20 protein-coding genes are annotated in these 24,949 nt (G+C 71.4%); 10 read left to right on the top strand and 10 right to left on the bottom strand.

What is annotated here, in order from left to right:
• Nucleotides 1–11: 11 nt before the first annotated feature.
• Both JNUCC0626_RS06855 and JNUCC0626_RS06850 read left to right on the top strand, forming a co-directional pair.
• A complete protein-coding gene (locus JNUCC0626_RS06855) occupies nucleotides 12–413 on the top strand; it encodes an SgcJ/EcaC family oxidoreductase (protein WP_394618815.1) in 402 nt (133 codons plus the stop codon).
• Nucleotides 371–2,497 carry a helix-turn-helix transcriptional regulator gene (locus JNUCC0626_RS06850; protein WP_394618814.1) on the top strand — a complete coding sequence of 709 codons (2,127 nt, stop codon included), beginning with the start codon at nucleotides 371–373 and terminating at the stop codon, nucleotides 2,495–2,497. Before JNUCC0626_RS06855 ends, JNUCC0626_RS06850 begins: the two co-directional genes overlap by 43 nt.
• Here JNUCC0626_RS06850 and JNUCC0626_RS06845 read toward each other — a convergent pair.
• Nucleotides 2,487–3,878 (bottom strand): NDP-hexose 2,3-dehydratase family protein, encoded by a 1,392-nt coding sequence (locus JNUCC0626_RS06845; protein WP_394618813.1) that lies wholly within the window; start codon nucleotides 3,876–3,878, stop codon nucleotides 2,487–2,489. The genes JNUCC0626_RS06850 and JNUCC0626_RS06845 overlap by 11 nt on opposite strands.
• Nucleotides 3,875–4,978: a DegT/DnrJ/EryC1/StrS family aminotransferase gene (locus tag JNUCC0626_RS06840; protein ID WP_394618812.1), complete on the bottom strand. Its 1,104-nt coding sequence runs from the start codon at nucleotides 4,976–4,978 to the stop codon at nucleotides 3,875–3,877. The genes JNUCC0626_RS06845 and JNUCC0626_RS06840 overlap by 4 nt, the downstream gene beginning before the upstream one ends.
• A gap of 151 nt (nucleotides 4,979–5,129) precedes the next feature.
• On the opposite strand from JNUCC0626_RS06840, the gene rfbA reads away from it, so the two are divergent.
• Complete coding sequence (gene rfbA / locus JNUCC0626_RS06835) at nucleotides 5,130–6,005, top strand: glucose-1-phosphate thymidylyltransferase RfbA (RefSeq protein ID WP_394618811.1); 876 nt, start codon at nucleotides 5,130–5,132, stop codon at nucleotides 6,003–6,005.
• Here rfbA and JNUCC0626_RS06830 read toward each other — a convergent pair.
• Genes JNUCC0626_RS06830 through JNUCC0626_RS06820 form a run of 3 tightly spaced genes read right to left on the bottom strand, consistent with a single transcriptional unit; the run spans nucleotide 5,955 to nucleotide 8,726 of the window.
• Entirely contained in the window at nucleotides 5,955–6,959 is a 1,005-nt protein-coding gene (locus JNUCC0626_RS06830) for an NAD-dependent epimerase/dehydratase family protein (protein ID WP_394618810.1), read from the bottom strand. The two genes, rfbA and JNUCC0626_RS06830, sit on opposite strands and share 51 nt — an antisense overlap.
• Nucleotides 6,943–8,106, bottom strand: a complete 1,164-nt coding sequence (locus tag JNUCC0626_RS06825) for an epoxide hydrolase family protein (protein ID WP_394618809.1) — start codon at nucleotides 8,104–8,106, stop codon at nucleotides 6,943–6,945. The genes JNUCC0626_RS06830 and JNUCC0626_RS06825 overlap by 17 nt, the downstream gene beginning before the upstream one ends.
• 2 nt (nucleotides 8,107–8,108) lie before the next feature.
• Nucleotides 8,109–8,726: a DUF2306 domain-containing protein gene (locus tag JNUCC0626_RS06820; protein ID WP_394618808.1), complete on the bottom strand. Its 618-nt coding sequence runs from the start codon at nucleotides 8,724–8,726 to the stop codon at nucleotides 8,109–8,111.
• Between the two features lie 412 nt (nucleotides 8,727–9,138).
• On the opposite strand from JNUCC0626_RS06820, the gene JNUCC0626_RS06815 reads away from it, so the two are divergent.
• From JNUCC0626_RS06815 to JNUCC0626_RS06805, 3 genes are read left to right on the top strand one after another with little or no spacing between them, the layout of a single operon-like run.
• The gene (locus JNUCC0626_RS06815; protein WP_394618807.1) at nucleotides 9,139–10,422 is read left to right on the top strand and encodes a nucleotide disphospho-sugar-binding domain-containing protein; all 1,284 of its coding nucleotides are present in this window, start codon (nucleotides 9,139–9,141) and stop codon (nucleotides 10,420–10,422) included.
• On the top strand, nucleotides 10,422–11,657 hold the full coding sequence (locus tag JNUCC0626_RS06810; protein ID WP_394621983.1) for a methyltransferase domain-containing protein: 1,236 nt from the start codon (nucleotides 10,422–10,424) through the stop codon (nucleotides 11,655–11,657). The genes JNUCC0626_RS06815 and JNUCC0626_RS06810 overlap by 1 nt, the downstream gene beginning before the upstream one ends.
• 24 nt (nucleotides 11,658–11,681) lie before the next feature.
• Nucleotides 11,682–12,482, top strand: a complete 801-nt coding sequence (locus tag JNUCC0626_RS06805) for a TIGR03084 family metal-binding protein (RefSeq protein ID WP_394618806.1) — start codon at nucleotides 11,682–11,684, stop codon at nucleotides 12,480–12,482.
• 206 nt (nucleotides 12,483–12,688) lie between these two features.
• Here JNUCC0626_RS06805 and JNUCC0626_RS06800 read toward each other — a convergent pair whose 3' ends face one another.
• Nucleotides 12,689–14,275, bottom strand: coding sequence for an MFS transporter (locus JNUCC0626_RS06800; protein WP_394618805.1), 1,587 nt, complete (start codon nucleotides 14,273–14,275; stop codon nucleotides 12,689–12,691).
• 107 nt (nucleotides 14,276–14,382) lie between these two features.
• Between JNUCC0626_RS06800 and JNUCC0626_RS06795 the strand changes: the two genes are divergently transcribed.
• The gene (locus tag JNUCC0626_RS06795) at nucleotides 14,383–17,511 is read left to right on the top strand and encodes a BTAD domain-containing putative transcriptional regulator (protein ID WP_394618804.1); all 3,129 of its coding nucleotides are present in this window, start codon (nucleotides 14,383–14,385) and stop codon (nucleotides 17,509–17,511) included.
• Nucleotides 17,512–17,555: 44 nt separating this feature from the next.
• Here JNUCC0626_RS06795 and JNUCC0626_RS06790 read toward each other — a convergent pair whose 3' ends face one another.
• Entirely contained in the window at nucleotides 17,556–18,002 is a 447-nt protein-coding gene (locus tag JNUCC0626_RS06790) for a winged helix-turn-helix transcriptional regulator (RefSeq protein ID WP_394618803.1), read from the bottom strand.
• An 88-nt stretch (nucleotides 18,003–18,090) separates the two neighbouring features.
• Between JNUCC0626_RS06790 and JNUCC0626_RS06785 the strand changes: the two genes are divergently transcribed.
• The 3 genes from JNUCC0626_RS06785 to JNUCC0626_RS06775 all read left to right on the top strand — a co-directional run bounded on the left by JNUCC0626_RS06785 (nucleotide 18,091) and on the right by JNUCC0626_RS06775 (nucleotide 21,165).
• Nucleotides 18,091–19,035 carry a carboxymuconolactone decarboxylase family protein gene (locus JNUCC0626_RS06785; RefSeq protein ID WP_394618802.1) on the top strand — a complete coding sequence of 315 codons (945 nt, stop codon included), beginning with the start codon at nucleotides 18,091–18,093 and terminating at the stop codon, nucleotides 19,033–19,035.
• Between the two features lie 137 nt (nucleotides 19,036–19,172).
• Complete coding sequence (locus JNUCC0626_RS06780) at nucleotides 19,173–20,159, top strand: DUF1702 family protein (protein WP_394618801.1); 987 nt, start codon at nucleotides 19,173–19,175, stop codon at nucleotides 20,157–20,159.
• A gap of 7 nt (nucleotides 20,160–20,166) precedes the next feature.
• A complete protein-coding gene (locus JNUCC0626_RS06775; RefSeq protein WP_394618800.1) occupies nucleotides 20,167–21,165 on the top strand; it encodes a hypothetical protein in 999 nt (332 codons plus the stop codon).
• Nucleotides 21,166–21,375: 210 nt separating this feature from the next.
• Here JNUCC0626_RS06775 and JNUCC0626_RS06770 read toward each other — a convergent pair whose 3' ends face one another.
• Genes JNUCC0626_RS06770 through JNUCC0626_RS06760 form a run of 3 tightly spaced genes read right to left on the bottom strand, consistent with a single transcriptional unit; the run spans nucleotide 21,376 to nucleotide 24,904 of the window.
• Nucleotides 21,376–22,719 carry a cytochrome P450 gene (locus JNUCC0626_RS06770; protein WP_394618799.1) on the bottom strand — a complete coding sequence of 448 codons (1,344 nt, stop codon included), beginning with the start codon at nucleotides 22,717–22,719 and terminating at the stop codon, nucleotides 21,376–21,378.
• Nucleotides 22,716–24,377 (bottom strand): FAD-dependent oxidoreductase, encoded by a 1,662-nt coding sequence (locus JNUCC0626_RS06765; RefSeq protein ID WP_394618798.1) that lies wholly within the window; start codon nucleotides 24,375–24,377, stop codon nucleotides 22,716–22,718. Before JNUCC0626_RS06765 ends, JNUCC0626_RS06770 begins: the two co-directional genes overlap by 4 nt.
• Entirely contained in the window at nucleotides 24,374–24,904 is a 531-nt protein-coding gene (locus tag JNUCC0626_RS06760; RefSeq protein ID WP_394621982.1) for a DUF5987 family protein, read from the bottom strand. The genes JNUCC0626_RS06765 and JNUCC0626_RS06760 overlap by 4 nt, the downstream gene beginning before the upstream one ends.
• Nucleotides 24,905–24,949 lie beyond the last annotated feature (45 nt).

Raw genomic sequence — 24,949 nt, 5'->3', positions numbered from 1 at the left:
AGGGACACACCATGTCGATCACCGAACTCGGTGCGGCGCAGATGCACGAGCTGCCCACCAAGATGATCGAGACCTGGGCCACCAACGACGGCGCGGCGTTCAGCGAGCTGTTCACCGAGGACGCCACCCTGATCCTGCCGAACGACATCTTCCTGCGCGGCCGGGACGGCATCCGCGGGTTCATGACGCAGGCGTTCGGCGGCCCCTACCAGGGCACGCGCGTGTTCGGCGAACCGCTCGACGCGCGCTACCTCGGTGAGGACGCCGGCGTGATCGTCACGCAGGGCGGTGTGCTCGCGCCCGGCGACACGGCGGTCGCGCCGGAACGCGCGATCAGGGCGACCTGGGTGCTGGCCAGGCAGGACGGCCGATGGCTGATCGCCGCGTACCAGAACACCCCGATCAACGCCTGACCCGATCCGTGCCCCGCCGGTCGAACGGGGATTCCCGGCGGGGCACGGATTCTCACCCTCTACTCGAACGAGACGCGGCGCTGCGGGCCGTGCTGTCCGGTCCACCTCAGGTCGTCGTCAGCGGCGGCCTCGGGTGCGGCCGCACCTCCTTGGTGCGCGCGGCTCTCGACCGGACGACGGCACGGGTGGCGGCCGCCACCGCCGTCCGGTCCGAACGGTCGGTTCCGCACGGCATCGCGAACCAGCTGGCGCCGCACCTCTCCCGCACCCGGCCGACGCTCGTCGTGGTCGACGACGTGCAGCACGCCGATCCCGAGTCCGTCGCGTTCCTGGTGTGGTTGCGCCGGTTTCCGAACATCCGCGTCGTCGTGACGCACGCGGCGACGGACTCCCCGCACCGCGTCGAGTTGTCGACCTGGCACCAGATCTGGTTGCGGCCGTTGTCCACCGGCAACCCGGCGCTGCTGGCCGCAGCGCGCGCTGACGGCGGCGAGGTCGGTCCCGTGACCCGGCGAACGTTCCTGGACCTGGTGCGCGACAACGACCTGTTCGAGGTCGCGTGTGGACTCGCGGTGCTCGGCCGCCACCGCGCCCACCTCGGTGCCCTCACGAACCGGCACCCGCAGGACGTCGTCACGCTCACGGACAGCGGGCTACACGACGGCACCGGGTTCGTCCTTCCCGGCGCGGAGGAGATCCTGCTCGGCGCACTCCCACCCGCGCAGGTCGCGGACCTGCGTCGCCGTGCGGCGGCCTTGCTGCACGACGCCGGCGCTCCGGACGTCGACGTCGCCGAACACTGCGTCGCCGCCCAGGCGGTCGACGACCTCACCGGCGGAATCCCGTTGCTGCGCCGGGCGGCACGCACCGCCGCCTCCGCGTTCGCCGTCGACTGCCTGCGGCTCGCGTTGAGGGCCGGCGAGGACGAGGCCGTGCGCGTCGACCTCGGCAGGGCCCAGTGGCGCACCGATCCGGCGGCAGCGGCACGGACTCTGCTCCCCTGCACCTCCGACGATCCCGTGGTGGTGCGCGCGAGGTGGTGGCAGGGCGACTTCTCCCCCGCGATCAGCCGGTGCACGGCGGAACTGTCCCTGTGCCACGAGTTCCTGACAGGCCGGCCACTTCAGGCGGTCGACCCCGAGGCCGTGCTGCGCCAGCGCGGGCCGGACACCGCCCCCGAGGCGCTGGCCCAGGCGCTGCGACTGGTCAGAACCGATCGCTGGCAGGCGAGGATCGCGAACGAAGCCGAGGGCACTCTGAGGGCGTTGCTCGACGCGGTCCGGGCCGAGGACTCCTGGCGGCGGGGCGACGTCCTGGCCACCGCCGCGTCCGCCAGGTCCGCGCTCGGCGGTCTGAGCCCGGACGGCTGGGGCGCCGCCCTCGGGTTCCCGCTCCAGTTCGCGCTGCTCGCCGACGCCGCCCTCGGCCGGGAATCCCGCGCTCACCGCGTGCCCGATGCCCTGTCCCGCAGCGCTTTCTGGCCCGGGTACCTGCGGGCCCGGGGCCACCACCACCTCGCGCTGGGCCGGCCCCACGCGGCCCTCGACGACTTCACGGCGTGCGCAGACCGGCTGGGCGAGGCCGCGGCGAGGATCGAACTCGGGCAGCCCGGCTGGGCGAGAACGCTGCTGGAGGAGGAGATCGCGGCCACGACGGACCCTCGGACGACCGGGGTCGCGGTGCGGCTGCTCGCCCGGATCTCGTCCGGCGCGGACCGGTCGAGGCTGCTGCACGACGCGGTGCGCGGGCTCGAGCACGCCGGTGACCACCTCGAACTGTCCCGCGCGCTCGCCGATCTCGCCCACGACCGGAGCGAACGGGGTGCGCTGGCCGACGCCCGGCTGCTCGGCCGCAGGGCCCGCCGGGAGTCAGGACTTCCCGGCGAGCCGGCCGCGGAGGACGGGGCGCTCAGTGCCGCGGAACGCAAGGTCGCCGCGCTCGCCGCCGCGGGGCACGGCAACCGCGAGATCGCCCGCCGGCTGTACGTGACCGTCAGCACCGTCGAGCAGCACCTCACCCGCGTCTACCGCAAGCTCTCGATCGCGGGCCGCGACGACCTGCCGCGCGAACTGCTCACGAGGTGAGGCTGTGCAGGCACGCCACCAGCGTCCGCGCCTGGACGTTGACGTAGTGGCTGTGCCGCAACAGACCCACGAGCTGGTGCGGCACCACCCAGCGGAAGTCGGGGTGCTCCAGGTCGTCGTCCACCTCGATGATCACGTACCGCGTGCGCGGGTGGAAGAACCTGCCGCCCTCCTCCGAGAGCACCGCGTCGAACCGGATCGAGGACGCCGGGGCGCGCAGCACCAGGTCGAGGAAGGGCGGACGGGCCGCCGCGGGCAGGACGTCGAAGTTCTCCGGCGTGCACTGCACCGTCGGGGAGAGCTCGGCCACGTCGAGGAAGCCCGGTTCGGCGCTCGCGCGCACGAACGCGTGCAGCACGCCGTCGATCCGGCGCACCAGCAACGCGGCGAGCCCGGTGCCGAACGGCTCGATCATCGGCTGCGTCCACGTGCGCACCTCGCGTCCGCTCGCCCGCACCTCGACCGCCATCACGTCGAAGAACCTGCCGGTCTCGTGCGTGATCGCGTACTCGGTGCGGTGCCACTGCCGCACCTCGTGCAACGGGATCAACCGGGTGCTCAGCTCGGTGCGCACCCGCACGTCCGTGATCCACCGCAGGATCTCGTCCTCGCTGTGCACGCCCGGCACGGCGGGCCCGCACGACCGGGCCACCACGTCCCGGAATCCGTCGCCCGCACCGGAGAGCTCGCCGGCGCCGGTGAACGGCAGGCAGGACAGGACGGTCCGCGCGTCCATGTTGATCAGGTCGTCGACGAGCAGCAGCCGGTGCACTTGGCCGAGGGTGAGCCAGCAGAACCCGTCCAGCAGCTCGACGTCCTCGCTCACCGACACGATCATGTTCCGGTTGCGCTTCTGGTAGAACCACGCGCCCTGCTCGGACTGCCGCACGTCGGCGACCACGGTGTGCCGGGACGTGTCGCGGAAGTAGTCGAGGTAGGGCACGTCCTGGCCACCGTGCACCCGCGTGTAGTTGCTGCGGGTGGCCTGCACGGTCGGCGAGAGCTGCAGACCGTTGGGGTTGCCCGGTTCCGGCTTCGCCTGCATCAGCAGGTGCAGCCGTCCGTCGAACTCCTTCACCAGGATCCCGAGGATGCCGACCTCGGGCTGGTTGATGATCGGCTGGGTCCAGTGCGGGACGGCGTTGCCGGGCATGGCGACGTCGAGACCGTTGACGGTGAAGAACTTCCCGCTGGCGTGCACGATGTCGCCGCTGCCCGGCAGGGTGTGCCAGCCGTCGAGGGCGTCCAGCGGGATCCGCCGGGTGTCCGTGAAGCACCGCTCGGCGAGCCCGGTGAACCAGCGGTGGAAGTCCGGCAGGTCGAGGTGCCCGCCCTCGACGTCGTGCGCGGACAACGCGATCTGCGTGACGATGTCCGTCATCGGAGCACCTCCCGCAGCGCGTCGATGACCTCGTCCTGCACGGCCGGGTCGAGCGAGGGGTACATCGGCAGCGAGAAGATCTGCTTGGCCAGCGCCTCGGTCACCGGCAACGAGCCCGGCGCGTAGCCGAGGTGGTCGAAGCCGGTCATCGTGTGGACGGGCCACGGGTAGCTGATGTTGAGGAAGATGTCGCGGGCCCTGAGCTCCTCGATGATCCGGTCCCGGTCTGGGTGGCGGACCACGTAGACGTAGTAGACGTGCTCGTTGCCGTCCGCGACGTGCGGCAGCACCAGTTCGGTGTCCCCCAGGCCTTCCGCGTACCGCCGCGCGACGGCCTGCCGCCCCGCGACGTAGGTGTCGAGGCGGCGGAGCTTGCGGCGCAGGATCTCCGCGTGCACCTCGTCGAGACGGCTGTTGTGGCCTGGGGTCTCCACGACGTAGTAGCGCTCGGCCATGCCGTAGTAGCGCAACCGCCGCAGCCGTTCCTCGACCTTGTCGTCCGGGGTGATCACCGCGCCGCCGTCGCCGTAGGCACCGAGGACCTTGGTGGGGTAGAAGGAGAACGCCGCCGCCTCACCGATGCTGCCGGCGATCCGGCCGTGGTGGCGGGCGCCGTGCGCCTGGGCGACGTCCTCCAGGATCGGGATGCCGTGCGCCTGCGCCAACTCCTGCAGTGGCGCCATGTCCACGCACTGGCCGTAGAGGTGCACGGGCAGCAGGCACTTCGTGCGCGGGGTGATGGCGGCGGCCACCTGACTCACGTCCATCAGGTAGTCCGACGGGCGCACGTCGACGAACACCGGGGTGGCGCCCACGGAGTCGATGGCGACCACGGTCGGTGCCGCGGTGTTCGACACGGTGATCACCTCGTCGCCCGGCCCGACCTGCAGGGCCCTGAGCGCGAGCACGAGCGCGTTCGTCCCGTTGTCGACACCGACGCAGTGCCGCGTGCCGTGGTAGGCGGCGAAGTCTGCCTCGAACCCCGCGACGCTCTCGCCGAGGACCAGCCGGCCGGACCGGAAGACGCTGTCCACCGCGTCGAGGATGTCGTCGCGCTCGGCCTCGTACTCGGCCAGGTAATCCCACACCGACGTTCCCACGGCACTACCTCCGGGTGTGTTTCCAGCGAATCACCACAATTAGATTCACCGGCACCCGAAGACCCAACCCCTATCACCCCCTACCACCCCTTGAACCGCATTATCGAACAAATAGCACGGCTTTCCCCGGCCGCTGCCGTTAACTGGATTCGTGAAGGGAATCATTCTCGCGGGCGGCACCGGTTCCCGGTTGGGGCCGATGACCGCGGCGATCTCGAAGCAGCTGCTCCCGGTCGGCGACAAGCCGATGATCTTCTACCCGTTGTCGGTGCTCATGCTGAGCGGGATCCGCGAGGTGCTGATCATCTCGCTGCCCCGCGACGTGCCCCTGTTCCGGCAACTGCTGGGCGACGGCAGCCAGTTCGGCATCCACCTCGACTACGCCGAACAACCGCATCCGAACGGCCTGGCCGAGGCTTTTCTGATCGGTGAGGAGCACATCGGCGGCGATTCGGTCGCGCTCGTGCTGGGCGACAACGTCTTCCACGGACCCGGATTCCAGCGCGTGCTGGAAAAGCACAGCACCGCCGTGAAGGGGTGCGTGCTGTTCGGGTACCGGGTGAGCGATCCCGAACGGTACGGCGTCGGCGAACTGGACGACACCGGCCGGCTGGTGTCGCTCGAGGAGAAGCCGGTGCGGCCGAGGTCCGACCTCGCCGTCACCGGCCTCTACTTCTACGACAACGACGTGGTCGACATCGCGCGGCAGGTGCGGCCGTCGGCACGGGGCGAACTGGAGATCACCGACGTGAACCGCGTCTACCTCGACCGCGGTCTCGCGAAGATGGTCGACCTCGGTCGCGGCTTCGCCTGGCTCGACACCGGCACACCGGAGGCGCTGCTGGAGGCGAGCCAGTACGTCCGCACCCTCGAGCAACGCCAGGACGTCGGCATCGCCTGTCTGGAGGAAGTGGCGCTGCGCATGGGTTTCATCGACACCGACGCCTGTCTCGCGGCCGCCCGCCGGTACGGCAACTCACGATACGGCCGGTACATCACGGAGATCGTCCGCGAGTTCGGCGGCTGAGCCCAGGTACCACGCGACGGTCCGGCGCAGGCCTTCCCGCAGCAGGACGGGCTCGGTACCGTCGATCTGCCGCATCCGGGTCAGGTCGAGGTTCCGGCTCGACCGGCCCTCCGGCCTGGCTGGGTCGGTCCTGATCCGCACCGGCCTGCCCAGCGCCTCTCCCACGAGTCGCGCGAGCTCCAGCACCGACACCTGTTCTCCGGTACCGATGTTCGCCACCCGGTGCTGCGGGTGCTCGACCATCGCCAGCACCGCGCGCACGACGTCGGTGACGTAGACGAACGAGCGGGTCTGCTCACCACTCCCCCAGATCTCGACCTCCTCCCCCGCCCGCACGCGGGAGATCAGCCGCGGGATCAACCGCAGCGACCGCGGCCCGAAGTCGTCGCCGGGTCCGTAGATGCTGGCGGGTCTGGGCAGGTGCACGCGCATCCCGTGCTCGGCGGCGTACTGCTCGGCGAGCACCTCGGCGTGCACCTTCGACAGGTAGAAGCCGTCCTGCGCGAACCTCATGTCGGTGTGGTGGTCCTCGGTCTCCCGGACCGGCCACGGCACGGTGCCCGCGTAGACGTCGCTGGAGCTGACCAGCACCGTGTCCGCGACCCCGCCGCGCCGCGCGCTGTCGAGGACGTTCGACACCATCCGCACGTTCTCGTCGATCATCGTGCCGGCGCGCAGCCGCTTGTCCTCGGGCGTCCCGTCCCGGGCGGCGCTGTGCACGATCAGGTCGACGTCGTAGGCGGCCACGAGCCGCGCGAGGCCCGACCTGTCCAGCAGGTCGAGCCGCACCGGTCGGAGGCGGTCGTGCGGCGGGAGCGAGAGCACCCCCGACCGGCACGGGCACAGCACGGTCGCACCGCGGGCGACGAGCTCCTCGGCGACGTGCGCGCCGAGGAAACCCGTCGCCCCCGTGACCAGGGCGGTGCGGCCGCGCAGGTCAGCCGTCGATGGCACCGAAGAACTTCCTTACCTCGTCGACGAACGCCTCGGGCTCCTCCATCGCGGCGAAGTGCCCGCCCTTCGGCACCTCCGACCACGAGACGATCGCCGGGTAGTCGGCCTCGGCCAGCGCCCGGACCGGCGCGACGACGTCCCCGCCGAACACGCTCACCCCCAGCGGGACCGGCACGGGTTCCGGCCGCACACCCGGCGTGAAGATCGCGCCGAGTTGCGGCCCCGCCTCGAAGTACAGCTGCGCGGCCGACCCGGCGGTCTCCGTCAGCCAGTACAGCGACACGTTGGCGAGCAGCAGGTCGCGGTCCACCGCGTCCTCCGGCAGCTCGCCAGCCGGGTCCGTCCAGTCCTTGAACTTCTCCACGATCCACGCGAGCAGACCGGCCGGGGAGTCGTTCAGCCCGAAGGAGACCGTCGACGGCCGGGTCGACATGAGCTTCAGGTAGCCCGAGAGCTCCTGGTCGAACCGCTGCAGCCCGCCGAGCCGCCCGAAGTCCTGTTCGGACAGTGCGGCCAGCTCGGCGGGATCACCGGACGGCACCGTGACGAGCATGTTCACGTGCACCGCCCGGACGTGCTCCGGATCGCGCCTGGCGAGCTCCAGCGAGATGAACGACCCCCAGTCGCCGCCCTGCGCGAAGTACGAGTCGTACTCAAGCCGCGACATCAGCTCCGCCCACGCGCCCGCGATCCGGGGGACGTCCCAGCCGGGTTCCGCCACCGGACCGGAGAAACCGTGGCCCGGCAGGGAGGGCACGACGAGGTGGAACGCCTGTCCCGGATCGCCGCCGTGGGAGCGCGGGTCGGTCAGCGGACCGATCACGTCCAGGAACTCGATCACCGAGCCCGGCCAGCCGTGCGTGAGCAGCAGGGGCCGCGCGTCCGGTTCCGGCGAACGGACGTGCAGGAAGTGCACGGTCGCGCCATCGATCTCGGTGACGAACTGGTCGTGGGAGTTCAGCCGCTGCTCCACCGCGCGCCAGTCGAAGTCGGTCGACCAGTGCTTGGCGAGCTCCCGCAGGTACTCCGGCGGCACTCCGCGTTCCCAGCCCGTGCCGGGAACGGCGGCGGGCCAGCGGGTCGCGGCGATCCGGGCACGCAGGTCGTCGAGCGCGCTGTCGGGGACGTCGATCCGGAACGGGCGCATGGTCAGCCTTTCACGTTGGCGGGCAGGACTTTCCGGTGCTTGGTCCGCTCGATCCACCACTGGGCCACGAGCAGGTTGGTGATCCACACGCACCACCCGACCATCTCGAACAGCAGCGCCTGGTCGATCTGCGCGGTCCACGGCAGTTGCACGCCGAACACCGGCACGACACCGAGCAGGAACAGCACGAGCCGGGTGAGGACCCCGTCCATGATCAGCGCGAAGCTGTAGATCATGTACCGGCGGTGGTCCGCGTACCGGTGCTTGCGCGCCATCCGGTACGCCACCAGCGTGCTCAGCAGCAACAGCAGGCCGAGCACGAACCTGCCGACCCTGCCCGGTCCCGCGGCGATCTCGCCGGAGAACATGAGCAGAACGGGTGTCGTCACCGCGACGGGGAGCGCGCCGCCGAAGATGTAGATGATCCCGCTCGTCCGGTGCAGTCTCGGGTATCTGCTCCGCACCCATGTCGACATCTGGAGGCAGGCGGTGAGCAGTCCCAGCGTGCCCGCGACGATGTGCAGGATCAGCAACGGGTAGTGGATCGAGGAGCCCTCGACGATCGGCGACAACGACTTCGCCGGGTCGAGGTCGAGGTAGGGCGGTAAGGCGTAGACCAAGAATGCCACCACGAGCGCCACTAACGCTATCCACCAAGGGTTTCGCCACACGGGCTTGGGGCCCGTCCTGGGCTTCGCCGCGGGCGCGCGATCGGTGATCGGAGCGAGCTGATCCGTCACGGAACTTCCTCCTCTACCTGCGAATTCCATCCGATGCGCGCGCCCGCTGACCGTAGCTTTGGACAGCGGCACTTCCTTCTCGCAGATTGCTCTCACGACGCCTTGCAAATCGGGGTCGGAAACCCATGAGTGCCAGCGGTTTCACGCTCCGCAACTTCGGAGATGCGGGCGGCGCGCCGCGCGGCTGAGGATGGCCGTCGCCGGGCCTCCGTCATTCGCTTTCCCCACGCTGAGGAGCAGCCGCATGCGAGTCGTGTTCACCCCCTGGCCAACGCCATCGCATCTGAATCCGATGGTTCCGCTCGCCTGGGCGCTGCAGAGCGCGGGCCACGAGGTCTGCGTCGCCGCGCACCCGGCGCTGGCGGACGCCGTCGCCGCGGTCGGCCTGACCGGGGTGTCCCTCGGATCAGCGGACAGCGCACCGGCCCTGATGGGTCCGGGACGTCCGACGCCGCCGGAGACGCGCGTGCTGCTCGACGAGACGGGACGCGCGCTCGGCCCGTTCACCCCGGCCGAGCAGAACCTGTGGGACGTCTTCTGCCAGTTCATGCTGCCGCCCATCTGGGACTTCCACCCCGTCGGCGCCGGCGCGTCCGACCCGTTGCCCGTGGTCGACGAGTTCGTGGAGTTCTGCCGCGCCTGGAAACCGGACCTCGTGGTGTGGGACGCGTGCTTCCCGGCGGCGGCGATCGGCGCGCGGGTGACCGGCGCGGCGCACGCCCGGTTGCACTGGGGCCTCGACTACTTCGCCTGGGTGCTCGACCGCGTTGGAACGAACTGGAACCCGTTGGCGGAGACCGTGCGTCCGGCCGCCGAACGGCACGGCGTCGAGGTCGACCGCGACCTGCTGCTCGGCCAGTGGACCATCGACCCGCTGCCCGCCGGCATGCGGCTGCCGGTGGCGACCAGGACCGTGCCGATGCGCTGGATCCCCTACTCCGGCCAGACCGCCGTCCCCGACTGGCTCTACGAGCCCCAGGACCGGCCGCGCGTGGCGTTGTCGCTCGGGCAGTCGCGGCGCCTGGTCATGAAGGGCGGCTGGGACCACGTGCCCGGCCTGCTCGAGATGGTGTCCGAAGTGGACGTCGACGTCGTGGCGACGCTGAACGAGACGCAGCTCGCCGGTGTGCGGGCGGTGCCGGACAACGTGCGGATCGTCGACTACGTGCCGCTCAACCAGCTCCTGCCCACGTGTGCGGCGCTGATCCACCACGGCGGCGTCGGCACGTTCTCGGCCGCGGCCGGACTGCGGGTGCCGCAGCTCATCCTCGACTCCGGCGGTGACGAGGGACTGCTGACCGAGGGCGAGGCCGGCACCGAGTGGGCGTTGGCGGCCAAGGACATCGAGTCGTCGGACACCGCGGCGTGGGTCGTCGACCAGGGCGCCGGACTCACCCTCGACTTCGCCCGGCACTCGATCGACGTCATGCGCAAACGGGTCATGCGGGTCGTCGAGGAACCGTCGTTCGCCGAGGGAGCGCAACGGCTGCGCCTCGACGCCGCCGCCGCGCCGAGTCCGGGTGAACTCGTGCCGGTGCTGGCGCGGCTCGTCGAGCAGCAGCGAGCGGGGGCGTGATGGGCGTCGCCGCGAAGAACTCCGTCTGCCACGTGTGTGCCGGTGTCGTGCGCGAGTTCGTCGACTTCGGGTCGCAGCCGCTGTCCGACGCGTTCGTGCAGCCCGGTGATCCCGCCGGGGACTTCCGCTTCCGGCTCGCCGTCGGCGTCTGCGAGTCCTGCACGATGGTGCAGCTGATGTCCGAGGTGCCCCGGGACCGGATGTTCCACCACGACTACCCGTACCTGTCGTCGGGATCGCGGTTCATGCGCGAGCACTTCGCGGCACTCGCCGAGAAGTTGCGCCGCGAGGAGCTCACCGGGCCGGCGCCGTTCGTCGTGGAGATCGGCTGCAACGACGGCGTGATGCTCGAGTCGTTCGCCGCGGACGGCGTCCACCACCTCGGCGTGGAACCGTCCGGCGGGGTGGCCGAGCGCGCCGCCGCGAAGGGCGTGCGGGTGCGCAACACGTTCTTCGACGAGCCGACCGCCGTGGAGATCCTCGCCGAGCACGGCCCGGCGGACGTCGTGTTCGCCGCGAACACGTTGTGCCACATCCCTTACATCGGCTCGATCCTGCGCGGGGTCGCCGCCCTGCTCTCCCCCGGCGGGGTCTTCGTGTTCGAGGACCCGTACTTCGCCGACATCGTCGAGCGCAACTCGTTCGACCAGATCTACGACGAGCACTTCTTCTTCTTCACCGTGCGGTCGGTGCAGCACATGGCCCTCATGCACGGCCTGGAACTGGTCGACGTCGAACGGCTTCCGGTGCACGGCGGCGAACTGCGCTACACCTTGGCGCGCAAGGGAACCCGCGCGGTGTCCCTCGCCGTCACCGACCTGGCCGCCCAGGAGGAGCGGTCCGGCCTCACCTCGCCGGAGACGCTCGCCGGGTTCGCCTCGAACGTCGCCCGGATCAGAACCGACCTGGTGGAGCTGCTGCGGTCGTTGCGCGCGGAGGGCAAGACCGTCGTCGGCTACGGCGCGACCGCGAAGAGCGCGACGGTGCTGAACTTCTGCGGCATCGGGCCGGAGCTCATCCCGTTCATCTGCGACACCAGCGTCACCAAGCAGGGCCGCGTCACCCCCGGCTCGCACATCCCGGTGCGCCCGCCGGACGCCTTCGCCGACCCGTACCCCGACTACGCGGTGCTGTTCGCGTGGAACCACGCCGAAGAGATCCTCGCCAAGGAGATCGGGTTCCGCGAGTCGGGCGGCCGCTGGATCCGTTACGTGCCCGACGTCCACATCGTGTAGCCCTGGTCCCAGGAGGACAGACGCGTGACCGAACAGAATGTGTTCCTCGCCCTGAAAGCCGAGGGTGAAGAGGTCGACCGCATGGTCTCCTCACTCTCCGAACAGCAGTGGTCGCTGCCGACCCCCGCACCCGGCTGGACGATCGCGCACCAGATCGCCCACCTCGCCTCGACCGCCCGCATGGCAGGCCTCGCCGCCTCGGACCCGGCCGCCTTCGCGGGCCTCGTGGCGGGCATCGGCTCCGACTTCGACGCGGCCGTCGAGGGCGCGCTCGCCCCGTTCCTGTCGCTCGGTCCCCGCAAGCTGCTCGAACGCTGGCGGGCCGAACGCCAGGCGGCGGGCGGCGCGCTGTCGACCGTGCCCGCCGGACAGCTCGTGCCGTGGCTGGTGAACCCGTTGCCCGCGCCCGTGCTCGCGGCCGGCGGCATGATGGAGCTCTTCGCACACGGCCAGGACATCGCCGACGCCCTCGGCGTCCGGCGTGAGCCGACGGCCCGGTTGCAGCACCTCTGCGGATTCGGGTTCCACACCATGACGTTCGGCTACCTCGCGCGCGGACTGACGCCGCCGGAGACGCCGTTCCGGTTCGAGCTGACCGGGCCGTCGGGCGAGGTGTGGACGTTCGGGCCGGAGGACGCCTCCCAGCGGATCTCCGGGCCGGCGCTGGACTTCTGCCTGCTCGTGGCCCGGCGGCGGCACCACTCCGACCTCGCGGTGGTGGCCGAGGGGGACGAGGCGCGCGGCTGGCTGGAGATCGCGCAGGCCTACCGCGGGCCGGCGGGGGTGGGTCGGGAGGCCGGGCAGTTCTCAGGTCTGCCCGCGTGACCCGGTAACGGAAAGAGGGCCGGGGACTCCCGGCCCTCTTTCGCGCGCCGCCGACGAGGTGGGGACGAGCAAACGAGCCCCGCGTCGTGGGGAGGGAAAGCGGATGAGCCCGGCGTCGTGGGGGGTACGACGCCGGGCTCACCCGTGGGTGGTCGTGCCGGAACCAACGATCGGAGATCGCTGTCACCGGTTCCGGCACGACCGGCTCAGCGGCGTTCCCCTTCCGCCGCCACGGGAACGCCAGCCTCGGCCGAGGCTGGAGGCTCCTCGCCGATCTTGCCGACGTGCCGCAGCAGGGCGACGGTGAGCCCGGCCAGCACCACCATGATCACCGCGGCGACTCCGGCCGCGGTGTTGACGCCGCTGGTGAACGCGGCGCGCGCGGAGTCGAGCAGGGCCGCGCCGGTGTCGGCGGCCAGTCCGCCCGCCACCGCGACGGCGCCGCTGATCGTCTCCCCGGCCGTCGCGGCGGCCTCGGTGGGCACGCCCGGCGGCACCGCGACGACGTTCTGGTAGACCGCCGCGGCGATCGTGCCGTAGGTCGCGACGCCGATGGCCACGCCCATCTCGGTGCTCGTCTCCGACACCGAGGCGGCGGAACCCGCGCGTTCCTCCGGCGCCGAGCCGACGACCATCTCCGTGCCGAGCGAACCCATCGGGCCCACCCCGGCCTGCACGAGAATGAACCCGAGCAGCACGGCCACGAGGCTGGTGGCGGTGCCGACCTGCGACACGACCGCCAGGCCGATCGCCGCCACCACGAGACCGGCGGCGGCCACGTAGGCGGGGCGGATCTTCTGCGCGAACTTCGGCGCCACCAGCGACGTGACGATCAGCGCGGTCGCGGCGGGGATCAGCCACAGGCCCGACTCGACGGCCGAGTACCCGCGGACGGTCTGGAGGTAGAGGCTGAACAGCATGATGCTGGACGAGATCGTCGCCGAGGTCAGCAGCATGATGACCAGCGCGCCGGTCACCGTCTTGCTGCGGAACAGCTTCAGGTCGAGCAGCGGGCTGTCGAGCGTCCGCTGGCGCAGCACGAACAGCACGCCGAACACGACGCCGACGAGCACCGAACCGCCCGCGAACGCACTGAAGCCGTGCTGGGCGATCTCCTTCAGGCCGTAGACCACCGGCAGGATCGCGACCAGCGACAGCACCACGCTGAGCAGGTCGATGCGGCCGGCGTCCGGGTCGCGCATCTCCGGCAGCAGCACCGGAGCGGTGATCATCAGCAGCACCATCACCGGCACCGCCATCAGGAACACCGAGCCCCACCAGAACCAGCCGAGCAGCGCGCCGCCGATCACCGGGCCGATGGCCATGCCGCCCATGAACGAGCTCAGCCAGACGCCGATCGCGAAGCCGCGTTGCTTGGCGTCGGTGAACATCGTCATGATCAGCGCGAGGGTGGACGGCATCAGGGTCGCGCCGGCGATGCCGAGCAGGGCCCGCGCGACGATCAGCATCTCGGCCGTCGTCGAGTAGGCGGCGAGCACGGACGCGACGGCGAACGCGGCGGAGCCGAACAGCATCAGCTTGCGGCGGCCGATGCGGTCACCGAGGGTGCCCATCGTGACGAGGAAGCCCGCGATCATGAACGCGTAGATGTCCATGATCCACAGCTGCTGGCTGGCCGTCGGGTTCAGGTCGGCGCTCAGCTGGGGTTGCGCGAGGAACAGCACGCTCAGGTCGAGCGACAGCAGCAGCGTCGGCAGGGCGAGCACCGCGAGGCCGATCCACTCCCGCCGCCCCGCCCGCGTGGTGTTGCCGGCCGGATCGGTCGATTCCATGGAACTAGTCCTTCCGTGTGGTGCCCTGGTCGGCACCCGAACTCATCGATCCCGGTCACCCTGCGCGCCCGCACTGTCGGAATTCTTTCGGCCGGTATCGTGTGCGCATGTTCTTCGCGGTGCTCGGGCCGCTCGCCGTCCGAACCACCGACGGCCGCCCGGTCGAGATCCCCGAGTCGAAGGTGCGGGCCCTGCTCGCGAACCTCCTGGCGCACCGCAACCGCCCGGTGTCGGCGACCGCGTTGATCGAGGACCTGTGGGGCGACGACCTGCCGGTCAACCCGACGGGCGCGTTGCAGACGAAGATCTCCAAGCTGCGCCAGGCCCTGGCCGCGGGCGAGCCCGGCGCCCGGGACCTGCTCGCCTCGCAACGGCCCGGGTACGTGCTGCGGACCGGTGCGGACTCGGTCGACGCCGACCGGTTCGCCGCCCTCACCACCACCGCGCGCGACAGCACGGACCCGCAGGCGCGGGCACGCCTGCTCACCGACGCGCTGGAGCTGTGGCGCGGGGCGGCGTTCGCGGACTTCGCCGAGCAGACGTTCGCCCGCGCGGAGATCACCCGGCTCGAGGAGCACCGGCTGGTCGCCGCCGAGGAGTTGGCGCAGGCCCGGCTGGAACTCGGCGAGCACACCGCGCTGCTCGGCCAGATCGGCGACCTGGTGGCGGCCCATCCCCTGCGCGAACGGCTCCGCGAGCTGCACATGCTGGCGCTCTACCGGGCAGGGCGGCAGAGCGAGGCGCTGGCGTCGTTCCGCGAACTGCGGGCGCTGCTGCACGACGAGCAGGGGCTCGATCCGGGTGAGCGGCTCGCCGAGCTGCACCGGTCGATCCTGCGCCACGACCCCTCGCTCGCCCCGCTGGGCCGGCAGCGCACCACCCTTCCGGTGCCCCCCACCGAGTTGATCGGCCGCGACGCCGCCGTGTCCGACGTCTGCGCGTTGCTCGGTTCCTCCCGTCTCGTCACGCTCACCGGCTCGGGCGGCGTCGGCAAGACCCGGCTCGCGGTGGAGGTGGCCACCCGGACGGCCGCGCGCTACCCGGACGGTGCCTGGCTCGTCGCACTCGCGACGATCTCCGAGGGCGGCCTGCTCGCGAGCGCCGTGATGGCGGCGCTGGGCATCCGGGACGTGCCGGGCGCGGACGTGCTCGCCGAGGCCGTGCGCACGCGGCGGATGTTGTTGGTGCTGGACAACTGCGAGCACCTCACCCGCGAGGTCGCGGCGTTCACCGAACGACTGCTGGCCGCCGCGCCGGGGCTGCGCGTGCTCGCCACGAGCCAGCAGCCGCTGCGCATCGCGGGCGAGTCGGTGTGGACGGTCTCCCCGCTCGACCTGCCGGCCCCCGGCACACCACCCGACGTCGTCATGCGGTCGAGCGCCGTGCGGCTGTTCGTCGCCCGCTCCGCACCCTCGTTCACCCTGGACGCGGGCAACGCCCACGCCGTCGCCGAGCTGTGCACCCGGCTCGACGGGGTGCCCCTGGCGCTGGAACTCGCGGCGACCAGGGCGCGGTCGCTGGGGCTGCGCGAACTGCTGACCCGCCTCGACGACAGGTTCCGGCTGCTCGCGGACGGGTACCGCGACGCCCCGCCGCGCCAGCAGACGTTGCGCGCGGTGATCGACTGGAGCTGGGAGCCGCTCGGCCCGGTCGAACGCGCGGTGCTGCGCAGGCTGGCCGCGCACTCCGACGGGTGCACGCTGACCGCGGCCGAGGCGGTGTGCGCGGGCGGGATCGTCGCGGCGGACGACGTGCTGGACACGGTCGCGGGCCTGGTCGACCGGTCGCTGGTGACCGTCGTCGACACCCCGGACGGCACCCGGTACCGGTTGCTCGAGTCGGTCGCCGCCTACTGCCGCGAGCGGCTGGACGAGGCCGGCGAGACCGAGAACGTCCAGCAGGCGCACCGGTTCCACTACACGGCGCTGGCCGAGACCGCCGAGCCGCACCTGCGCGGACCCGCCCAGCGCGAGTGGCTCGAACGCCTCGACGCCGAGTCCGCGAACCTGCGCACCGCCCTCGACACCGCCGACGGTCCCGGCGCACTGCGGCTGGTCAACGCCCTGGCCTGGTACTGGTACCTGCGGGGCAGGCTGTCCGAGGCCCGCCGGGCGCTGTCGGCCGCCCTGGCCCTCGACACCACGCCGTCAGCCGAACGGGCCCGCGCCTGCGCCTGGCACGCGGGCATCACCTTCCTCGGCAGCGACGTCGCGGACCGGGCCGCCGTGCGGGCGGAGGCACTCGCCGCGTACGACTCGCTGGACGACCCGCGCGGTGAGGCGTTCGCCCAGTTCTTCCTCGGCCTGGTCGAGTCGGACTTCGGCGCGCAGACCACCAGCGAGGACCTGCTGAACCGCGCGCAGCAGACGTTCGGCGCGCTGGGCGACCGGTGGGGCGTCGCCGCGACGCTCAGCCTGCAGGCGATCCGCGCACACACCCGGGGCGACCTGGAGTCGTTGCGGCGCAACGGTTCTCAAAGTCTGGCGCTGTTCCGCGAGCTCGGTGACCGGTGGGGGCAGCTGCGCGCGACCGAGGCGCTCGGCGGCCTGGCCGAGATCGAGGGCGACTACGAGGAGGCGACCCGCCTGCACAGCGACGGCCTGCGGATGGCGGAGGAGCTGAGGCTGTGGCCGCAGGCCGCGGACCGCCTGAGCTGGCTGGGTCGTGCGTCGATGTTGCGCGGTGACCACGCGCGCGCCCGCGAGTTGAACGAACGAGCCCTGCGCCTGTCCCGGGAGCAGAGCTACAAGCCGGGCCAGCTCTTCGCCGAGATCAACCTGGGCACCATCGCCCGGCGCGCGGGAGACCTGGAGGCCGCCGAGCGCCATCTGCGCACGGTGCTGGAGTGGGACTGGGAGCCGGGCATCGGTCTGTGGCTCATCCTCACCGAACTCGGGTTCGTCGCGGAGCAGCGCGGCGACAGCGCGACCGCCAGGGCCCGGCACCTCGAAGGCCTCACCGTGGCCCGCGCGCTGGGCGACCAGCGGGCGGTCGCCGTGGCGCTGGAAGGGCTGGCCGGGGCATGCCTCGCCGATTCGTCACCGGCGGAGGCGGCACGCTTGCTCGGGGTCGCCACGGCGGCACGACGGTCCGTCGGAGCGACGTTGACGGCCGCCGAGAGGGCGGACAGGGACCGAGTGGAGAGCGGGGCCCGGCAGCGGCTGGGTGAGAGGTTCGCGGCGGAGTACGCGCGCGGGTTCGAGTCGAACGAGGGGTCCGCGGTCGTGCCGCGTTAGCGGACCGGGATCGCCCCTGTGCCAACGGAACCAGACGACCCAGGTCAGGCTCGGTTCCACCTCATCCCTACTTCGCCGGGACCGGCCGGCTCTCCGCAGTCCGGGCACGTCAGGCACGCGACCAGTTCGCCCTCGCACGGCGCGTGCAGGGCGGTGCGCGGCGGCCCGTCCGGCGACGGCACGTTCCGATCGCCCCACTGCATCAACGCGATCACGACGACCGCGAGCTCACGACCGGCAGCGGTCGGGCGGTACTCGTAGCGCGGCGGATGCTGTTGGTAGGCAACGCGTTCCAGCACACCGTGCTCCACCAGACCGGTGAGCCGGTCGCTGAGCACGTTGCGCGCGATGCCCAGACTCGCCAGCAGACCGTCGAACCGCACGGTGCCCAGCAGCACGTCCCGCACGATCAGCAACGTCCACCGCTCGCCCACCACCTCGAGCGCGCGGGCGGCCGAGCAGACCTGGTCGTCGTACCTTCGTCCGAGCATTCCTCATGCTAAACCGCCAGTTGCGTGATCGAACCGACGTACCGTAGCGTTCCAGTGAGTAGCATCATGCAACCTTTTGGGGGCTTGGATGGCGCGCTCGCTGCTCCGCAAGGCCCTGCGCGGTCTCTCCCTCGCCCAGGTCCGGCACGTCGCGCCCGTTCCCTTCCGTCGGGCCGGTCCCGAGGTCCTCGAGGTCTACCACGCCGTGGAACGGGAGTTCGGCGTACTGGCGCCGCCGGTCGTGCTGCACGCGGCGGCACCCGGCGTGCTGCGGGCGTCCTGGTTGATGTTGCGGGACGTCGTGCTCGCGCCCGGACTGCTCGACCGCGGCACCAAGGAGGCCGTCGCGGCGGCGGTGTCGAAGGCCAACGACTGCCCCTACTGCGTGACTGTCCACACTGGAACGATGACCACGTTCGGTGGCGCCGCGGTGGACCTCGCGGACACCGGCCGGTTCACCGCCGCCGAACTGCCCGAGGTGCTCGGCGTCGCGACGACGCTCCAGTACTTCAACCGGATGGTGAGCGTCTTCCTCACCGAACGGCCGATGCCGCCGTACGCGCCGGCCTTCATGCTCGGTCCGGTGACGAGGATGCTCACCGGTCTCATCGCCTCCGCCGAGAGCACCCCACCCGCACCCGGCCCGCCGCCGCAGACACCGCTGCCCGACGACCTCGCCTGGGCCGCGGGCAGCCCGGTCGTCGCCCAGGCCCTCACCCGGTCGAAGGCCGTCTTCGACTCAGGCCCGGTTCCTGACGCCGTGCGCACCCTGCTCGCCGCCGAACTGTCCACTTGGGACGGCACACCGAAGGGCATCAGCCGGGCCTGGGTGTCGGACGCGACCGACCGGGTAGGGCCACCGGACCGGGCGGCGGCCAGGCTGGCGCTGCTGACCGCGTTCGCCCCGTACCAGGTGGACGACGAGGTGGTCCGGGACGTGCGGGCGGACGACGCGGCGCTGATCGGGCTCACGGCGTGGGCGAGCATGACCGCCGCCGTCCGCGCGACGGCGCTGACGAAGTCGCCGGCCTGATTGTCCGACACCTCGCTTTGCCGTTGTCCGACGATTTCTTTTCACCGGGGAGCAACGTGAGAGAAGCGTCCAGACCGGACGGTGTGCCAGCATTGAAAGGTGGATAATCGCCTTTTCAAGAGGAGGTCCCACCGGAAATGACAACCACGGGACTGATTCGCAAACGGTTCATCACACCGGACGCTTCGGACGTCCTCTTCGACCGGCGCGGGTTCGCTGTCGACACACCCGCGCGCGCCCAGCTCGAAATGAGCGCTCTGCAGCTCGTGTACGGATTCGAGTTCGGGATAGAACACAAGGACCACAGCTCGATAATCGCGCGCCTCGACGCACTGTCCCGGGAATACCGCGGCTTCGCCTACGAGGGCGCCACCATGGCCCTGGCGATCCGCGACGCCCTCACCCCGCTGCCCGGCCGCGGCCACGTCGAGCAGTTCCTCGCCGGACCCGACTTCACCTCGGCGCCGGCGTCGAAGCACATCTTCATGGCCTACATCGGCGTCGGGTTCGCCTTGGCCAGGCTGCCGCGAATGCTCTGGTCAAGGGCCATCCCCGACGCGCACAAGCTCGCCGACCACCCGTCGCTGCGCTGGTTGATCATGGACGGCTACGGCTTCCACCTCGCCTACTTCGACCACGTCTCGTGGGTGGAGAACCACCGCGTCGCCGGGCGGCTCGCCTGGCCCGGGCCCGCCGCGTACACGAACCGGGTGATCGACCACGGCATCGGGCGGGCGATGTGGTTCATCCACGGCGGCGACGTCGACCGGCTCCTGCGCAGCATCAGGCGATTTCCCCCGGACAGACACGCGGACCTGCTCAGCGGGGCGGGACTGGCCGCTTCCTACGCGGGCGGAGTCACCGAGCAGGAACTGGTCAAATTGGCCGACGGCGCCGGTGAATTCCTGCCGGAGGTCGCCCAGGGCGCGGTTTTCGCCCTGCGCGCCAGGGTGGTCGCCGACCTCGTGACGCCGCACAGCGAAATGGCGGCCCGGGTGTTCTGCGGGCGCGATGCGGAAGGGTGTTCGGAAATCGCCGCGAAGGAGATCCTGGACCTTCCGGAGGACGGCGCCGTGCCCGCGTACGAAGTTTTCCGTCAGCGCGTCCAGAACTACTTCCGGTGAGGCCGCCATGTCCGGAATCGTGAAACACGTCGAGGTCGTCCCGGCGAAACGGGCGACGGGCCTCGTCCGCGAGGTCTACGCGCAGTCCACCAAGGAGGTCGGGCGGCTCGTCGAGGCGGTGACGATGTTCTCCGCCGCGCCCGCCCTGCTCGCCGCGTCGTGGGCGGCGTTCCGCGAACCCCTGCTGGCGGGCTCGGCGTCCCGCGTCGCCAAGGAGGCCGTGGCCGCCACCGTGTCCCGGCTCAACGAGTGCACCTACTGCGTGGACGCCCACGCGATCATGCTCTACGGCGGTGGCGCCGGATCGTTCGCCACCCAGCTGCTGTCCGGCGCGGGCGGCGACCAGCTCGACCCGGCCCTGCGCCCGTTCGCGGTCTGGGCCGAGAGCCCGGTACCGCCGCCGTTCCCCGCGGCGCACACCGCCGAGCACGTCGGTGTGCTGGTGTACTTCCACTTCCTCAACCGGGTCATCAACGTGCTGCTCGACGGCACGTTCCTGCCCGGTCCCCCGCGAGCCAAGGCCATCGCCCGGCGGGTCGCCGGCAGGGTGATGGCCGGCAAGGTCGCCGCGCGGAACGAGACCGGTCGCGCCACCGGTCTGCGCTTCGACGCGGAGTTGCCGGAGGGTTTCGGCTGGGCGGCCGGATCCCCCGCCATCGCCGCCGCGTTCGCCACCCTGGCGAGCGAGACCGCGGTGGCGGCGGCCCAGGTCCCCGAGGAAACGCGCCACGCGCTCGACACCGTGGTCCCGGCGCGGCTGGGCCGTCCGCTGGGGCTCAGCGCGGCCTGGGTGGACGAACACCTGCGCGCCCTCGGCGGCAAGGCCGTTCCGTCCGCCCGGCTCGCCCTGCTCACCGCGCTGTCACCGCACCAGGTCGCCGACCAGGACGTGGCGCGGTTCCGGGAGCAGTACCCCGAAGACCGGGACCTGCTCGGACTGCTGTCCCTGGCGGCGCTGACGGCGGCCCGCCACCTCGGCGAGCGAAAGGCCGGAACCGTCCACTGAGGACATAGTGGTGTGGCGCGGAACGTCGGCGAGGTAATTGACACTCAGCAGGGTGCCTCGCGGCACCGCCCCCACGCCCCCGTACCACCAGTACGAGGACGTGGGGGCGGCACCACGATGCACCCGTCTGACCGCGAATTCCCCCGGCAACGTTCCGCGCCACACCACTGAAGTGCCGATGGCCATCAGCCATCGGCACTTCTGTGGTGTTCACCAGCTGGACACGGTCATCGGCAGCCCGTCGCGCATGCGCAGCGTCAGCATCGGCTCCGGCACCGCCGCCCGCCCCGGCACCCCGGTGAGCCGCATCGCCCTGGTGACCGTCGCCAGCACGAAGGTCGCCTCCATCATCCCGAGGTGGTTGCCGACGCAGTACCGCGGTCCGGCACCGAACGGGATGTAGGCGTAGGTCGGCCGGCCCGCGGCGGCACCGGTGAAGCGACCGGGGTCGAACCGCTCGGGGTCCTCCCAGAAGTCCGGGTGCCGGTGCAGCGTGTACGGGCAGATCAGCACGTCGGCGCCGGCCTCCACGCGGTAGCCGCCGATCACGTCGGACTCCCTGGCCTGGCGCGGCAGGATCCACACCGGCGGGTACAGCCGCATGACCTCCTGCAGCACCGCCGACGTGTACGGCAACGCGTGCAGGTCCTCGAACACCGGCATGCGGTCGCCCAGCGCGCCGACGACCTCGTCGTGCACCGCGGCCGCGACGTGCGGATGGCGGTCGAGCAGGTGGAACGCCCAGCTGAGCGTGCTCGCCGTCGTCTCGTGCCCGGCGAGCAACAACGTCACGAGCTCGTCGCGCATCCGGAGCCGCCCGACGGCCGCGTCGGACTCGGCCCGGGTGGACTCGACCAGCCGCGACACGACGTCGTCCCCGCCCGCTCGCGCTCCGTCTGCGCCGAGCCGGTCCACCACGTCCTGCAGGTCGGCGCGGGCCCGGCGGAACCTCAGCTGCCGGGGCAGCGGCACCCAGGTGGGCACCGCGCTGAGCGACATCATCTCGAACATCGCCTGGTCCTGCACCGCCTCGAACGACGCGCCGAGCGTGTGGAACTCGCTGAGGTCGGCGTCGAGCAGCACCCGGCCGAGCACCCGCAGCGTCAGGTCCGTCATCTCGGCGCGGATGTCGACGGTCTGCCCGCTCAGCGCGCGCAGCCGTTCCGCCGTGTCCGCCGCCTCCTGGGCGATCACTCCGCCGTAGCGCGCCATCCGCTTGGCCTGGAACACCGGCTGGATCACCTTGCGCTGCTTGCGCCACAGCTCACCGTCGCTGGTGAGCAGGCCGTCGCCGAGCGCCCGCCGCGCGTGCGACAGGCCGATGCCCTTGACGTAGTTCGCGGCGTTGTCGGCGAGCACGTGCTTCGCGTGGTCGGGGTGGTTGAAGTAGTTGAGCGTCTTGGGTCCGAGGGGCAGCCGCACGACGTCGCCGTACCGGGCGGACATCGACGACATCACCCGCAACCGGTTCCTGGCCATCCGCGCGAGCACCGCCAGGGTCGCCCGCCGCGGTGGACCGGGAGCCACCGCGGCGGGGACGGTCGCGGCCGTCATTCCGACACCATGTGCGAGACGAGCGGGAGGACGCCGTTGCGTGCCGAGGTCTCGCCGTCCGGCGACGGTGCCCCGTAGGTCACGCCGACGCCGCGTTGGCGGGCCGCCCGCACGATCGCGGGCACCGCGCGTTCGGCCAGCGCCGCGATCGTCATCGCCGGGTTCACCGTCAGCGCGCCCGGCACGGCGGAGCCGTCGGTCACGAAGATGCCGGGATGGCCGCGCAGTTCGTGGTTCTCGTCGAGCGCCGACGTCGCCGGGTCGTCGCCGATGCGACAGGAGGACAGCGGGTGCACGGTGTACGCGCCCACGACGTCGTTCGTCCAGGGCATCACCCGGGACATGCCGTCGCGTTCGAGGATGTCGCGGACGGCGGCGTCGGACTCCGCCCAGCCACGCCGCGTGTTCTCGGTCGGCTGGTAGCTGATCGTGCCGCGGCCGAGCATCTGCTGGGAGATGCGGTGGGCGTTGCCGGTCGGCGGAGGAGGGCCGAAGACTCCCTCGTTGTCGTCCTCGGACATGGTGAACACCGTCAGCCAGGACTTCCAGCGGCGCAGGATCTCCTTCTTCTCCACGCCGAACCACGACGGGCCGGTGGCGTCGGGCACCTGGGCGAGGATCGTGCCGAGGCCGGGCGGGAAGTACAGCTGCTCCAACGAGAACCGCGAGTACTCCGGCAACGAGCCGTCGAGCCGGTCCCAGCTCGCGACGCACGGGCCGCGGCCGATCTGGTTGGCCTGGAACGTGACGGCCTCGTCGATGCTGATGCCGAGCACCTCCCGCACCCGGTCCTCGTCCAGGATCGCGGTGTTGAGGCGTTCGCCGTTGCCGGAGAAGTAGCGCCCCGCCGCGTGCGGCATCGCGCCGAGGGTGGGTTCGGACCGTTGCAGGATCACGGGAGTGGCGCCCGCGCCGGCGGCGAGGATCACGATCTTCGCGTCGATCGCGCCGGAGCCGGTGGACACGCGGTAGTCCTCGACGTCGATCATGTTGTAGTGCACGCGATAGCCGCCATCGTCCGTCCTGGACAGTTGCTGGACCTCGTGCAGCGGGCGGATCTCCGCGCCGTGGGCGCGGGCGGCGGGCAGGTAGTTGAGCAGCAGCGAGCGCTTCGCGTCGAACTTGCAGCCGGACATCATCCAGTTGCAGTTGGTGCACAGCGCGGTGTCGATGGCGGCGGGCACCGGGTTCGCGGTGTGGCCCGCGTGGGCGCACGCGGCGCCGAAGAGGCCACCGCCGTAGGTCATCGTGTCCCAGTCGGTGGTGCTGATGGGCAAGGCCTCCGCGACCCGGTCGTACCACGGGTCGAGGCTGTCCCTGGTGATCGCGGCCGGCCACATCCGCCTGCCGATCGAACCCTGGCGGTCGAACACGAACCGGGGCGCCCTGGGCATCGCGGCGAAGTAGACGACGCTGCCGCCGCCGACGCAGTTGCCGCTCAGCACGCTCATGCCGTCACCGACGACGAACTCGAACACGCGGGTGGACGACGAGCCGAGCCGGAAGTCGTGGTCGAACTCGTCGGCCTCCAGCCAGGGACCGCGTTCGAGGACGACGACCCGCGCGCCACCGGCGGCGAGGTGGTAGGCGGTGATCGCGCCACCGAACCCGCTGCCGATCACCACGACGTCCGTCTGCTCCACTGTGGACGCACTCATGCCGGGCTCCCTGAGGGTGTCGTGTCCGGGTGGCGGCGCGCGAGGGGCTTGCCGTAGGTGTAGTCGGGAAAGCGCCACACCCCGTCGGGGTCCGGCGGCGCGAACCCGATCGTCAGCAGGCCGGGATGGCCCGCCGCGATCGCGTCGGTCGTGTGCATGTGGGCGCCCGTGTCGAAGGCCATGTTGCTGAACAGCGCGATGCCGACCCAGACGTCCTTCTCCGGATGGCCGGGCGTGGTCAGCACCTGCACCAGCTCCGTGCGGCCGGGGAACGGCAGCGCGACGAACGACGGCAACGCGGGATCGAGCTCGATGTCGTGCTCCGCCGCGTACGTCGCCGCGTGGGTGTTCAGCAGGCCCGCGAGCGGGTCCAGCAACGCGGCCATGCCGCCTTCCGGCATGCGCAGCAGGTCGATGGCGCCGGCCGCGACGGCACCGGGACCCGCGCTCGCCCCCGCGACCGCGACGTCCTCCGGCCACCTCTTCTCACCGGGCACGATCGTGTCCGCGAACGCCTCGAACGTCATCGTGGTGACGTCGATCTGCCCTGTCTCCGGTTCGGTGGCAGTCAC

Origin of the sequence: Lentzea sp. JNUCC 0626 (assembly GCF_043632865.1) — a bacterium.
Taxonomy (GTDB): domain Bacteria; phylum Actinomycetota; class Actinomycetes; order Mycobacteriales; family Pseudonocardiaceae; genus Lentzea.
This window is presented reverse-complemented; position numbering and strand designations above follow the sequence as displayed.

Coding starts and splice junctions, on each gene's coding strand:
- JNUCC0626_RS06855 (WP_394618815.1), top strand. CDS start 12: ATGTCGATCACCGAACTCGGTGCGGCGCAGATGCACGAGCTGCCCACC.
- JNUCC0626_RS06850 (WP_394618814.1), top strand. CDS start 371: ATGGCTGATCGCCGCGTACCAGAACACCCCGATCAACGCCTGACCCGA.
- JNUCC0626_RS06845 (WP_394618813.1), bottom strand. CDS start 3,878: ATGACGGACATCGTCACGCAGATCGCGTTGTCCGCGCACGACGTCGAG.
- JNUCC0626_RS06825 (WP_394618809.1), bottom strand. CDS start 8,106: ATGCGCCCGTTCCGGATCGACGTCCCCGACAGCGCGCTCGACGACCTG.
- JNUCC0626_RS06815 (WP_394618807.1), top strand. CDS start 9,139: ATGGTTCCGCTCGCCTGGGCGCTGCAGAGCGCGGGCCACGAGGTCTGC.
- JNUCC0626_RS06810 (WP_394621983.1), top strand. CDS start 10,422: ATGGGCGTCGCCGCGAAGAACTCCGTCTGCCACGTGTGTGCCGGTGTC.
- JNUCC0626_RS06800 (WP_394618805.1), bottom strand. CDS start 14,275: ATGGAATCGACCGATCCGGCCGGCAACACCACGCGGGCGGGGCGGCGG.
- JNUCC0626_RS06795 (WP_394618804.1), top strand. CDS start 14,383: ATGTTCTTCGCGGTGCTCGGGCCGCTCGCCGTCCGAACCACCGACGGC.
- JNUCC0626_RS06790 (WP_394618803.1), bottom strand. CDS start 18,002: ATGCTCGGACGAAGGTACGACGACCAGGTCTGCTCGGCCGCCCGCGCG.
- JNUCC0626_RS06785 (WP_394618802.1), top strand. CDS start 18,091: ATGGCGCGCTCGCTGCTCCGCAAGGCCCTGCGCGGTCTCTCCCTCGCC.
- JNUCC0626_RS06780 (WP_394618801.1), top strand. CDS start 19,173: ATGACAACCACGGGACTGATTCGCAAACGGTTCATCACACCGGACGCT.
- JNUCC0626_RS06775 (WP_394618800.1), top strand. CDS start 20,167: ATGTCCGGAATCGTGAAACACGTCGAGGTCGTCCCGGCGAAACGGGCG.
- JNUCC0626_RS06770 (WP_394618799.1), bottom strand. CDS start 22,719: ATGACGGCCGCGACCGTCCCCGCCGCGGTGGCTCCCGGTCCACCGCGG.
- JNUCC0626_RS06765 (WP_394618798.1), bottom strand. CDS start 24,377: ATGAGTGCGTCCACAGTGGAGCAGACGGACGTCGTGGTGATCGGCAGC.
- JNUCC0626_RS06760 (WP_394621982.1), bottom strand. CDS start 24,904: ATGACGTTCGAGGCGTTCGCGGACACGATCGTGCCCGGTGAGAAGAGG.